This is a genomic window from Odoribacter sp. Z80 (genome assembly GCF_009935865.1).
Taxonomy (GTDB): Bacteria; Bacteroidota; Bacteroidia; order Bacteroidales; family Marinifilaceae; genus Odoribacter.
Map to the genome: position 1 here is coordinate 63728 of NZ_QWEL01000003.1, position 12794 is coordinate 76521.

Here is a 12794-nt window from a genome sequence, read left to right on the forward strand (position 1 = left end):
TTTTAATACCTTTGAACATATAAACAAACTCTTAAATTTATCGTGATGATGCCATTTCACCCTCAACGTTTCATTTTCGCCCTGCTCTTTTCCGTTTCCGCAACAATAGTTTCCGCCCAAGCTCTTATCCCGGTTCCGGCCCATATCAATCCCTCAAAAGGAGAATACCGCTTCCGGCCCATAGAAAAAATCATCATCACCGATACTTCTTTACAAAACGAAGCAACGGAACTAAAAAAAATCATCCAAAAACGCACAGGAAGCAACACACATATCCTCTATGAAAAAGAAGCGGGAAAAAGAAACATCAGCCTCCGCCTCGATACCTCTATTCTTCAGCCGGAAGGTTACCGGATTGCCATTACTCCTCAACGCATCGCCATCTCAGCCGCTACTCCGGCAGGCGTTTTCCGGGCTCTCCAAACCCTGGACCAACTCTTATTAGGAGATGGTGGTCAAAACCTGCATCCCCAGCTGCCAGCCATAGAAATAGAGGACGCTCCCCGTTACGGCTACCGGGCCCTGATGCTTGACCCGGCAAGACATTTCATACCGCTTCCGGAAATAAAACGTTTCATCGACCTGATGGCCCGGTATAAATTCAACATCCTGCAACTCCATCTGACCGATGACCAAGGATGGCGCATAGAAATCCGGAAGTACCCCCAACTGACTTCCACGGGAGCTTTCCGGGCTCAAAATTCCGGCAATCAAGGCCCTCACAATGGCTTTTATACACAGCAGGAATTACAGGAACTGATTAACTACGCAGCCCGCAAACACATTGAAATCATCCCGGAACTGGATATCCCGGGACATACCGTAGCCGCCATCCTGGCCTATCCCGGATTAGGCTGTAAAAACAAGGATTCTATTCCCATTATCCCCAGAAAAACCACCGACCGTACCTTATGTGCGGCAAAGGAGGAGGTTTATACCTTTTATGCCAATGTATTGCAAGAAGTTTGTTCCCTTTTTCCTTCTCCCCGAATCCACCTCGGAGGCGATGAAGCCATTATTGAGGAAAACTGGGGACAATGTCCCGATTGTCAAAATTTAATGCACTCCAAAGGATTTCAAAATGTCCGGGAAATTATGGGGTATTTCTTTAACCGGATACATGAGACAGTAAGAAAACACCAGAAACAACTCCTGCTCTGGTGTGAGCTGGATAACATCCGGATGCCGGCAGAAGAGTTTTTGTTCCCTTACCCGAAAGACTGCACTTTATTCACCTGGCGCATGGGACTCACACCGAAAGTAATTGAACTGACCGGAAAAGCAGGAATAAATCTGATTGCCTCTCCGGGAGAACATTGTTACTTTGATTATCCCCAATATAAAGGCGACTTACCAGAATACAATAACTGGGGCATGCCCTTGTTGCCTCTGCAACAAGCCTACAATTGGGACCCCGGCTACTACTTGCCCGCCGGGCATCAGAAACATATCATCGGAGTTGCAGGATTGCTCTGGGGAGAAGCTCTTCAGGACATGAACCGCATCACCTATATGGCTTATCCCCGGGCACTGGCTCTGGCAGAAGCAGGATGGAGCCTGCCGGAAAACCGTAACTGGGAAAGTTTTAAGAAAAGACTTGTCCCTCAGCTGTTTGACTTAATACGTGAAGGTGTGAGTTTCCGGGTACCTTTTGAAATCATAAACTCAAAAGAATTGACATCCACACCCGAACCATCTAATTCTGAAAAACATAAGAAATAATATTCGCTCCCATTTCCAAAGCCTGACGATGTTTGTTTTCCGGGTCACGATGGACCTCCGGATCTTCCCAGCCATCCCCCAAATCCGTTTCAAAAGTAAACAAAACGACCAACCGGCCTTCTTTAACAATACCAAAAGCCTGAGGCCGTTTGGCGTCATGTTCATGAATCTTCGGCAACCCCTGCGAAAAATCATATCGCTGATGGAAGATAGGATGCTCCCAGGGAAGTTCAATCCACTCATTGTCCGGAAAGACCTTTTTCATCTCCCGCCGGAAAGACGGCTCCAAACCATAATTATCATCAGCATGCAAAAAACCTCCGCCTAACAGATATTTCCGCAAATTCTCCGCCTCCACGGGAGTAAACACAATATTCCCATGCCCCGTCAAATGCACGTAAGGATAATTAAAAATATCCCGGTTCCCGGGTTCTACGACTGCCGGTTCTTTAGCTAAATCAGTATTCAGATTTTCATTACAAAACCGGATCAAATTAGGAAGCGAAGTCGGATTGGCATACCAATCCCCGCCTCCCTTATACTTCAGCAAGGCTATTTTCACCTTGGTATCCTGACTCCACAACCAACGCGGTACAAACACAAACAAAACCACCAATAAAACAATCTTCCAAATATGTTCCATATACCAAAACCTATACCTTATTCATAAAATTAATACTATGACAAGCCACAATCCCGGCAGTCTCCGTCCGGAGCCGACTTGTCCCTAAAGAAATAGCTATAAAACCATTGGCCTCAGCCAGAGCCACTTCTTCTGTCGAAAAATCACCTTCCGGTCCGATTAAAATGACTGCATCCCGCCCCGGTTGGTAAACCTCATCCAATCGCTTTTTCTCTCCCGGACAGCAATGAGCTATAAATTTTTGAGCCGAACACTCCTCTGTCACCATTTGCCGGAAATCCACCATTGGATTCAGCCGGGGCAAATAAGCCTTCAAAGACTGCTTCATGGCAGAGACAAGCACCTTTTCCAGCCGTTCATCCTTCACCACTTTACGCTCCGAATGAGCGGTATGAAGCAAAGTAATTTCATCTATTCCCATCTCTGTACATTTCTCCAGCATCCACTCCGTCCGGTCAATATTTTTAGTCGGAGCCACCGCTAAATGCAAATGAAAAGGACGCTGTCCGTGATTCTCTATCTTCTCTGTTACCCTGACACCGCATCCTTTCAGTTCTGGCCGTTCCACCACAGCATTATACCAATTTCCTTTTCCATCCACCAACGACACGGATTCCCCCTCCGTAAACCTCAACACCCGTATGCAATGGCGGGACTCTTCCGCATTCAGCGTATAATAATCTCCTTCTATATCAGGCGCATAAAACAAATACATAATTTTCAACCATTTACTTCACAAAGCTAAAGGTTTTCACTAAAATAAAAAATGCCGGCCGCTTTATTTTATCAGCGTACCGGCACCTTAGGACATCATCCCTCTACTTATTCATCTTCATCCATCTCCTGATAAGTCTTTAACAACTCCTCCTGAACCTCTGACGGTACTTTCTCATATCCCGCAAAACTCATAGTAAAAGTAGCCCGTCCTCCGGAAATGGAACTCAAAGCCGTAGAATAACGCTGCATCTCCTTCAAAGGCACTTTGGCCTTGATTTTCTGAAAACCGTTGTCAGCCTCCATGCCCATAATCAAAGCACGGCGAGTCTGTAAATCTCCCATTACATCCCCCATGTCCTCGTCAGGCGTCAACACCTCCACATCATAAATCGGCTCCAGGATCTTCGGAGCAGCCTTCTTAAAAGCTTCACTGAAAGCATGGCGGCCGGCCAGACGGAAAGAAATTTCATTGGAATCCACCGGATGCATCTTACCGTCATAAATACACACCCGTATATCCCGGGCATAAGAGCCGGTTAAAGGTCCTTCTTCCATTTTTTCCATAATCCCTTTCAGAATAGCCGGCATAAAACGAGCCTCAATCACCCCGCCTACAATGCAGTTATAAAACACCAATTTTCCTCCCCAAGGCAAATCATATACTTCTTTTCCCTTTACGGACATTTTACTGTCTACCCCGCCGATTTTATAAGAAACCGGTTCCGGCATACCCTCTTCGTAAGGCTCAATGACCATATGCACTTCCCCAAACTGCCCGGCACCCCCAGACTGTTTTTTATGACGATAATCCGCCTGGGCATATTTCGTAATAGTTTCCCGATACGGAATCCGTGGAGCATAAAACTCAATCTGAATCTTATCATTGTGTTCTATCCTCCACTTCATTGTATTCAAGTGAAATTCTCCCTGACCGGACAGAATCATCTGTTTCAATTCCTTAGAATATTCTACCAACAAAGAAGGATCTTCTTCATGCATCCGGTAAAGTACTTCCGCCATCTTTTCCTCATCCGCCTTATTTACAGCTTTCACAGCTGTGCGGAAACGGGAATTCGGATACATAATCTCCGGGAAAACATAGTCGCAATCCTTGTCATTCAGGGTATCGCCGTTGGTAGTACCTTTCAATTTCACCGTAGCACCGATATCTCCTGCCCTCAATTCCGTCACCTTAGTACGATTCTTTCCTGCCACAGCATACAACTGAGCAATGCGTTCCTTCGCTCCCGTTGTCATATTAATCAGATCATCCCCCTCTTTTACAACACCGGACACTACCTTGAAATAATTGATATCTCCCAAATGTTGCTCTATCGTCGTATTAAACACGAAAGCCGAAGCCGGACCGTCCACTTGATAAGGCACCAAACGTCCGTCTTTTGTCATCATTCCCGGCATAGAAGCCGCATTGGGAGCAACATTTACCAAAAACTCCATAAACCGGCGCACACACATATCTTTCTCAGCCGAAACACAGAATACCGGGAACATATCCCTGGCAATCAACCCCTTTCGTATACCAGCTCGCATTTCATCCTCACTCAGGCTGCCTTTCTCAAAATAAAGTTCCATCAACCCCTCGTCATTCTCCGCTGCCGCCTCCACCAAAGCATTATGCAATTCTCCGGCTTTTTCTTTCTCCGAATCGGGAATAGGAAGGACATCAGGTTTACCTCCCTCAGGTTTCCACCGGTACATCTCCATTTTCAAAACATCCACCACTTCATTGAAACCCGAACCCGGATTCACCGGATATTGCACCAAAACCACTTTCTTTCCGAAAGAAGACTGTGCATGCTCCACCGTCTGTTCAAAATTAGCTTTTTCATGATCCAACTGGTTGATAATAAAAATCATCGGTTTATTCAGCTTTTGAGCATGACGGCTGATAATCTCCGTCCCGACTTCCACACCCCTCACGGCATTCACCACCATCACAGCAGTATCGGCGACATTCAGCGCAGAAATAACCCCTCCGACAAAATCATCAGCCCCCGGAGTATCTATAAAATTCAGCTTTTGTTCTTTCCATTCAGTGTACAACACCGCCGGAAAAACAGAAGAACCGTATTCCTGCTCCACAGGCCGGTAGTCAGAGGCCGTGTTTTTAGCACTCACGCTACCCCTGCGCGGGATGACCCCGCCCTCGTACATCATCGCTTCAGCCAATGTGGTCTTTCCCGACCCCGCACTGCCTACAAGAGCGATATTCTTGATTTCATTAGGATTGTAGGTTTTCATAGTATAAGGTTTTAGGTTTTTCTTTAAAATCCGTCTCAAACGTTTTAAATTGGTTCACAAATTAAACAGAAATTTTAAAAAAACAAAAAAATACCCGCCAATTTGTAGCTTTACGCGCCCCGGCAAATATCCAACAAATCCGCCCAATCAGTCAACTCGAAAGAAAAACAGGCTACCATTCATATGCCAAAGTTATCATCAACACAAAATAAGATAAGCTTCATAAAAAAACACGTTAACCGGTTTCCGTTTCACCGATTAACGTGTTAATTTTTACCGGGACCGAATAAATCCCGCCAAAGTTTCAAATCAAAAATCCAACACCTTCACCCAACCGAACTTATCCGGCTCATCACCATATTGGATTGCCCTCAGACGATGGTATAACTTAGTACACCATTCTCCCGGAACTTCAGGATTTCCAAAAACAATACTCCTGTTATTTTCCAGGTCATCAATTTGACCGATAGGACTAATCACAGCAGCCGTACCACAAGCACCAGCCTCTTCAAAAGTCTCCAGTTCTTCCACCGGAATATGGCGGCGTTCCACTTTCAGCCCCATGTCTTCTGCCAATACCATCAGACTGGCATTCGTAATAGAAGGCAAAATAGTATGGGAAAAAGGAGTAATATAAGTATTGTTCTTTATACCGAAGAAATTGGCCGGACCACATTCATCAATGTATTTCTTTTCTTTGGAATCCAAAAATATTGCGGTGGAATATCCTTTCTGATGGGCAACTTCGCCGGAACGCATACCTGCAGCATAATTACCACCCACTTTAATATGCCCCGTACCATTGGGAGCCGCCCGGTCGTAACGCCGTTCCAGCATCACCTTGGTGGGTTTAAATCCAGCCTTAAAATAAGGGCCCACCGGAGCAACAAAGACAACAAACATATATTCCCTGGCCGGAGCAACTCCCATTTGAGGTCCTACGCCTATCAACAAAGGACGTATATACAAACTGGCTCCCGATTCAAAAGGCGGTACGTACTCCTTATTCAACTCAATCGCTTTTACAACTGCCTCAGTAAATAATTCCACCGAAGGTGCTTGCATCATCACATATTCAGCAGAATGAAGCATACGTTTGGCATTCTCCTCACAACGGAACAAACGAATGCGTCCGTCCCGGCCCCGGAAAGCTTTCATTCCTTCAAAAGCTTCCTGTCCGTAATGCAAACACGTAGAAGCCATATGGATATTTAACATTTCCGAATCGCTGACCTCCAACTCTCCCCATTTACCGTCCTTATAAATACAACGCACATTATAATCGGCCTTAGAATAACCGAAGGACAATTTACTCCAATCTAAATTCTTCATAACAGTTATATTTTCTATTTTATAATAGTCATTTCATTAATCAGATTTTTAGCACCTGCATACTTATCTACAATCCAAAGCATATACCGGGTATCCAGATTGATACACCGTTGCAGATTCTCCTCAAAATCAATATCTCCGGACATCGCTTCCGAATTACCGTCAAAAGCCGTACCAATCAAATAACCTTCGGCATTAATCACTCCGGAACCGCTATTCCCGCCAGTAATGTCATTATCTGTAATAAAATTCACATTCAGGTAATCCGTACCATAGGGTGCAAAATCTTTTTTTGCATACAGTTCCTTCAAACGCTGGGGAACTTCAAACTCACCACCTTTAGGACCTTCCTTTTCCATCACCCCGTTCAAAGTAGTATAGTAATCATAAAAAACGGCATCCCGGGGTTTATAACTTCCCACTTTTCCGTAGGTCAAACGAAGTGTGGAATTAGCATTGGGGGCCCAGGCTTTTTCTGGTTCCATTTCCATCAAACCACGTACAAACAAACGGTCTCCTTTTACTATTTTCTCCTGGATATCTCTTGTATACGCACCTAATTTGAGTATCATCTCAAAGCAAGATTTCCCTGCACGATAGGCTAAATCCTTATCTAATTTCTTACAATCCGGTTTTTCCAGGAAAGCATTAAAAGATGCCTCATCCATAAAAAACGAGGTTTTCTTCAAATCCGCCGCAAAACGGGCATAATCCCCTTTGTATTTCTTATTCACCCAATGTATCAACTCGGGATGTAAATCAACACCGACCTTATCACTATAAACTTTAAACAATGTGGCAAATAAATTCGCGTCAACCTCACTGTTGAAATCCTTGTAAAATGCTTTCCCCATTCTCTGAAGCTCTTCTTTTATCTCTGCTTTCTCTTCCGAACTTTCGCCCTTATCACAAAGCCTTTCAATCAACCCTCCGGACCGGTAAGCAAAAAGATGAGCCTCCGGACCGGCTAAAGCTTCCTGCACATAAGTCATTGCCACAGCATAATTTTTCATATCGGCATATCCCTGTTTCAGGTCAGATAAAACACTACCATATACCGCTTTTCGGGCTGGTTCAGCCTCTACCCAGGCCTCAAACTGTTTTTCAATGGCCTGCTTATTACCCATGGTGTTCAGTTGTTTCAATGCTTTATTCTGTTCAAAAGAATATTTCCAATAGTTGGCACAACTGGCATATTTAGAAGCATACTGAATACGGGTCTTCGGATCCTTTTCCATTCCTTCCCGCATCACTCCCAATTTAACGGTCCTGACCTGATAACGGATATCATTGGTCACATCCATTGTATTCTCCAATCCGTAACTGGTCGTATAACGATCGGTACTTCCCGGAAAACCAAGGATCATAGCAAAATCACCGTCTTTTACTCCCTGTGCCGACACCGGTAAAAAGTGTTTGGGCTTCAACGGCACATTGTCTTTAGAATATTCGGCAGGACTTCCGTCAGGAGCCGTATAAATACGAAACATGGAAAAATCAGCCGTATGACGGGGCCACATCCAGTTATCCGTATCTCCGCCAAACTTACCCATACACTGAGGAGGAGCTCCGACTAAACGCACATCCTTGTAAATGGTATATAAGAACAGAAAAAACTGATTCCCTTCAAACATGGGTTGTACCTGACCACTCAAAACAGTATTTTCCGTTGCTTCCTTTACAATAATAGCAGAAATACTATCAATGGCCGCATTCCGCTCCGATTCACTCATCCGGTCGTTTAAAACGGCATTCACCCGGTCCGTCACATCTTCCATCCGATCCAGTATAGAAGCTGTAATGCCGGGATTTGCCAGTTCATCTTTTGTATCATAAGCCCAAAATCCATTCTCCAGATAATTGTGTTCAAGAGAAGAATGAGACTGAATGGCATTAAAACCACAGTGATGGTTCGTCAGTAACAATCCATTCGGGGAAATGATTTCTCCTGAACAAAAATGACGGAACGGCTGACCGGCTCTTCCTAACCCGACAATAGCATCTTTTATGCCAGGTTTATTAACATCATAAATATCCTCAGCCGTAAGCTTAAAGCCCATCTGCTGCATTTTCTCAATATTCTGCTGTTTTAATTTAGACAACAACCACATGCCTTCATCCGCTTTCGCTCCCATTACTGACAGCAGCGCAAAAATGATAACCCCTAATTTCTTCATTGTTAACCGAACTTTAATTTAAATTATTACTCAATTTCCTTTTTTAATTAAATATTTAAAGCAAAAAACCACTCTTGCTATTTTATTAAAACTTTTACTTCAAGGTAACTGCAAATATATAATTTAATCTGTTCCTTAGCAGATTTTCACTATAATTTAACAAAACGATTCATAAATATCTCTATTTGCCCAAAAACCTCAAATTTACAATCTGCCATATAAATTTATATTTCCCCATTAAATCCCCTATCTTTGCCTCCTGAAACAAACAGATTATGGAAACAGACAACCAAAAACACAATATCCGGGAGTTATCCCTGCAACATATCAGTGATTTTTTGACGGAAAAAGGAGAAAAAACTTTCAGGGCAAAGCAAATATGGCAATGGATCTGGCAAAGGGGAACAACTGATTTTGAAGCCATGACCAATTTACCCAAACCAACCCGGGAAATATTGGAAAAATATTTTTTCTTTGATAAAATTACCCCGGCTCAAGTACAGACAGCAACTGACGGTACAATAAAAACAGCCTGGCGCCTGCATGACAATGAAATCATTGAAAGCGTACTAATCCCCGGCCACCAGAAATTCACGGTCTGCGTGTCTTCGCAGGTGGGTTGCAAACTCGGCTGTAAATTCTGTGCCACAGGAAGTCTGGGATTTAAAAGAAATCTCTCCCCCGGAGAAATTTTCGACCAGGTAGTAGCTGCCCAAAAAGCAGCCGAAGAACAAGAATCAACACTCTCCAATATTGTTTTTATGGGCATGGGAGAACCCTTGTTAAACTATGAAAATGTAATGACGGCTATCGAACAAATCACCGCCCGGGATGGTTTGGCCATGTCACCCTACCGGATTACCGTTTCTACGGCAGGAATCCCGGATAAGATACGACGTTTAGCCGATGACGGAGTTCGCTTTCATTTAGCTGTTTCCCTCCATTCTGCCAAAGAAATAACCCGTAGCAAGCTTATGCCGGTAAACAAAGCCTATTCTCTGCAACAAATTGCTGAAAGCCTGAAATACTTCGTAGAAAAAACAGGTACACGTCCAACATTAGAATATCTGTTGCTTAAAGACATCAATGATCAACCGGACGATGCCAAAGCGCTGGCTACATATTGCAAACAATTCCCGGTTAAAATTAACCTCATCGAATACAATACAGTTGAAAATACCGGTTTTCAACACAGTCCGGATAAAAACCGGGATGAATTCATCCGCTTTCTGGAAAGCTGCAATATGATTGTCAATCTGCGCCATAGCAAAGGCAAAGATATTGATGCCGCATGCGGTCAGCTTGCTGCAAAAAAATAAAAAAAAACTTTCGAAATTATTTTACAAAGTTTCTTAACTTTGTAATCATAAAAAAACAATGTATGCAATCAGCAAACAAAACCTCTTTACCGGGTTTAAAAGAAAAGCGATACCAACAAAAGAAAAGTATTATAGGCGACCTTTATAAAAAAGGGAAACTTTCAAAGCCGGAGATCTGCCGGCTTACCAATATGACAACTCCAACCATCAGCCGGATCATAGATGAACTTATTGAAGAAGGCTGGGTTGTGGACCAAGGCCAGGGACCTTCTGTCGGAGGAAAACGTCCTCACATTTTTTCATTAAATCCGGATGCGGCATACATTATGGGAATTGATTTTGGCCGGGAATTTCTAAAAATTGCCATCTTCAATCTTCATAAAAATCCCATCGGTGAAATCCAGGTCTTCCCTTCCATCTTAGAAAGCCAGAACAATCAACACATTCTGCAATATCTGAAAGAAAAGATAAACCAAACCCTGGAAATACTGCAAACCGACCGTCATAAAATTCGGGGTGCCGGACTTTCGCTTCCCGGATTAATCGACAGCGACGGCAATTCCTTTACCTATCTGAACTTTGAAAATACCAACATTCGCCTCATGCTGGAGGATATGTTGGGTATCCCCGTATTCATTGATAACGATTCCACCATCATGACCCTGGCCGAACACACTTTCGGTGCGGCACAGGATGTTTCAGAAGCATTGTGCATCAACATCAACGAATGTATAGGGCTCGGGATGATTCTGAACTCACGCCCCTACACAGGTTACAAAGGTATGGCAGGAGAATTGGGACATATTCGTATTCCAGGCTCAGAAAACCTCTGCTACTGCGGTAAGGCCGGTTGCCTGGAAACCATTGCTTCGGGAAGAGCCATCGTAAAAGCCGCACAAAAGGCAATAGAACAAGGAAAAGCAACTGCCATTCCCTCCAGGACAAAAGGTACTCTCCACCTTACCGATATTATACAGGCCGCTCTCCAGGACGATATTTTCGCGATTGAATTATTACAAAAAGCAGGCGAAAAAATCGGAGAAGCATTAGCCAGCCTGATTCATCTTTTCAATCCTCAGCGGATAGTTATCGGAGGAGAAATCACAGAAGCCCGGGAACTTATCCTGTCCTCCATTCGCCAAGCCATTGATAAATACACCATTGCCCGGCTTAAAAATCAATGTGAAATTCAAATCAGCACACTAACAGACCAATCCTGCATATTGGGCACCCTATGCTTAGTGATGGAACACCTGTATTATGATTCTGAAGAAAATTTTTCTCTATACTAAAAATCACTTATTCAGAAACTCTATAAAATTATCTTAAAAAAAAATTAATTTTTCATACATTTGTAACGAAGCAAGAACAATAGCATGACTATTAAAAAATTTTATCCTTGGGCAGTCGTAGGTTTATTATGGGGAGTAGCACTCCTCAACTACATGGACCGGCAAATGCTGTCTACCATGAAAGAAGCCATGCAGATAGACATCAGGGAGTTACAATCAGCGGTTAACTTCGGTCGTCTTATGGCTATATTTTTATGGATTTACGGCTTCATGAGTCCCGTTGCAGGCCTTGTTGCCGATCGGATAAACCGCAAATGGCTGATTGTAGGAAGTCTATTTGTCTGGTCGGCAGTAACCTACGGCATGGGATATGCCACCACCTTCAACCAGGTATATTGGTTGCGGGCATTGATGGGTATAAGTGAGGCTTTATACATCCCTGCGGGACTTTCCCTGATTGCCGACTGGCATGAAGGCAAATCAAGGTCTCTGGCCATTGGCATCCACATGACAGGACTTTACACGGGACAGGCTTTAGGCGGTTTCGGAGCCACTGTGGCAGCCGCTTACTCCTGGCATACGGCCTTTCATTGGTTCGGCATCATTGGTATTGCGTATGCCATAATTTTAATATTATTCCTTCACGAAAATAAAGAACACATTGAAATTGAAAAAGTTTCTTTAAAAGGAAGTCCGGAGAAAAATTCCATCGGAAAAAGTTTCTCTCTCTTATTCAGTAACATTGCTTTCTGGGTGATTCTCTTTTATTTCGCGGCCCCCAGTCTTCCGGGTTGGGCAACTAAAAACTGGTTACCCACTTTATTTGCTGAAAATTTAAATTTAGATATGTCATCTGCAGGTCCTTTGTCAACAATTACGATAGCCGTATCTTCCTTTATCGGAGTGATTTGCGGAGGGATTCTTTCCGACCGGTGGGTTCAAAAGAATATCCGGGGCAGAGTCTACACCGGCGCTATCGGGCTGGGTATGACTGTACCCGCTCTGATGTTGCTCGGATTCAGCCATCACATTACAGGAGTCGTGGGTGCAGGTCTGTTATTTGGTATAGGCTATGGAATCTTTGATGCAAACAACATGCCTATCCTTTGCCAGTTTGTTTCAGCAAAAAACAGAGCTGCTGCTTATGGGATTATGAACATGACCGGCGTTTTTGCAGGAGCAGCGGTAACCAGCCTCCTGGGGAAATGGACCGACGGCGGAAACTTAGGAACTGGCTTTGCATGGCTAAGCGTAGTGGTGTTGGTTGCCCTGGGGTTACAACTCTATTTCCTGCGGCCCAAGACAGATAATATGCAATAACTTTAAAATC

At 43.8% G+C, this 12794-nt stretch carries 9 protein-coding genes; 4 read left to right on the forward strand and 5 right to left on the reverse strand.

The genetic code is table 11. The annotated features are described in order from the left end of the window. Positions 1 to 48 precede the first annotated feature (48 nt). Positions 49 to 1722 carry a beta-N-acetylhexosaminidase gene (locus D1136_RS03730; RefSeq protein ID WP_161876528.1) on the forward strand — a complete coding sequence of 558 codons (1674 nt, stop codon included), beginning with the start codon at positions 49 to 51 and terminating at the stop codon, positions 1720 to 1722. Here D1136_RS03730 and D1136_RS03735 read toward each other — a convergent pair. From D1136_RS03735 to D1136_RS03755, 5 genes are all read right to left on the reverse strand, one after another. Next, entirely contained in the window at positions 1697 to 2365 is a 669-nt protein-coding gene (locus D1136_RS03735) for a DUF4159 domain-containing protein (RefSeq protein ID WP_161876294.1), read from the reverse strand. The genes D1136_RS03730 and D1136_RS03735 overlap by 26 nt on opposite strands. A gap of 10 nt (positions 2366 to 2375) precedes the next feature. Beyond that, a complete protein-coding gene (locus D1136_RS03740) occupies positions 2376 to 3080 on the reverse strand; it encodes a 16S rRNA (uracil(1498)-N(3))-methyltransferase (RefSeq protein ID WP_161876295.1) in 705 nt (234 codons plus the stop codon). Between the two features lie 107 nt (positions 3081 to 3187). After that, entirely contained in the window at positions 3188 to 5344 is a 2157-nt protein-coding gene (locus D1136_RS03745) for a translation factor GTPase family protein (RefSeq protein WP_161876296.1), read from the reverse strand. Positions 5345 to 5653: 309 nt separating this feature from the next. Further along, complete coding sequence (locus D1136_RS03750; protein WP_161876297.1) at positions 5654 to 6676, reverse strand: branched-chain amino acid aminotransferase; 1023 nt, start codon at positions 6674 to 6676, stop codon at positions 5654 to 5656. A 14-nt stretch (positions 6677 to 6690) separates the two neighbouring features. Continuing rightward, a complete protein-coding gene (locus tag D1136_RS03755) occupies positions 6691 to 8853 on the reverse strand; it encodes a S46 family peptidase (RefSeq protein WP_161876298.1) in 2163 nt (720 codons plus the stop codon). A gap of 275 nt (positions 8854 to 9128) precedes the next feature. Here D1136_RS03755 and rlmN point away from each other — a divergent pair, with 275 nt between their 5' ends. The 3 genes from rlmN to D1136_RS03770 all read left to right on the forward strand — a co-directional run bounded on the left by rlmN (position 9129) and on the right by D1136_RS03770 (position 12784). Beyond that, the gene (gene rlmN, locus D1136_RS03760) at positions 9129 to 10172 is read left to right on the forward strand and encodes a 23S rRNA (adenine(2503)-C(2))-methyltransferase RlmN (RefSeq protein ID WP_161876299.1); all 1044 of its coding nucleotides are present in this window, start codon (positions 9129 to 9131) and stop codon (positions 10170 to 10172) included. Between the two features lie 62 nt (positions 10173 to 10234). Then, positions 10235 to 11464 (forward strand): ROK family transcriptional regulator, encoded by a 1230-nt coding sequence (locus tag D1136_RS03765; RefSeq protein WP_161876300.1) that lies wholly within the window; start codon positions 10235 to 10237, stop codon positions 11462 to 11464. 84 nt (positions 11465 to 11548) lie between these two features. Continuing rightward, a complete protein-coding gene (locus D1136_RS03770) occupies positions 11549 to 12784 on the forward strand; it encodes an MFS transporter (RefSeq protein ID WP_161876301.1) in 1236 nt (411 codons plus the stop codon). Positions 12785 to 12794: the final 10 nt, after the last annotated feature.

What these genes read in the sequence shown, in the direction of transcription:
- D1136_RS03740 (WP_161876295.1), bottom strand. Translation starts at nt 3,080, where the DNA reads ATGTATTTGTTTTATGCGCCTGATATAGAAGGAGATTATTATACGCTG.
- D1136_RS03730 (WP_161876528.1), top strand. Translation starts at nt 49, where the DNA reads ATGCCATTTCACCCTCAACGTTTCATTTTCGCCCTGCTCTTTTCCGTT.
- D1136_RS03755 (WP_161876298.1), bottom strand. Translation starts at nt 8,853, where the DNA reads ATGAAGAAATTAGGGGTTATCATTTTTGCGCTGCTGTCAGTAATGGGA.
- D1136_RS03745 (WP_161876296.1), bottom strand. Translation starts at nt 5,344, where the DNA reads ATGAAAACCTACAATCCTAATGAAATCAAGAATATCGCTCTTGTAGGC.
- rlmN (WP_161876299.1), top strand. Translation starts at nt 9,129, where the DNA reads ATGGAAACAGACAACCAAAAACACAATATCCGGGAGTTATCCCTGCAA.
- D1136_RS03770 (WP_161876301.1), top strand. Translation starts at nt 11,549, where the DNA reads ATGACTATTAAAAAATTTTATCCTTGGGCAGTCGTAGGTTTATTATGG.
- D1136_RS03750 (WP_161876297.1), bottom strand. Translation starts at nt 6,676, where the DNA reads ATGAAGAATTTAGATTGGAGTAAATTGTCCTTCGGTTATTCTAAGGCC.
- D1136_RS03735 (WP_161876294.1), bottom strand. Translation starts at nt 2,365, where the DNA reads ATGGAACATATTTGGAAGATTGTTTTATTGGTGGTTTTGTTTGTGTTT.
- D1136_RS03765 (WP_161876300.1), top strand. Translation starts at nt 10,235, where the DNA reads ATGCAATCAGCAAACAAAACCTCTTTACCGGGTTTAAAAGAAAAGCGA.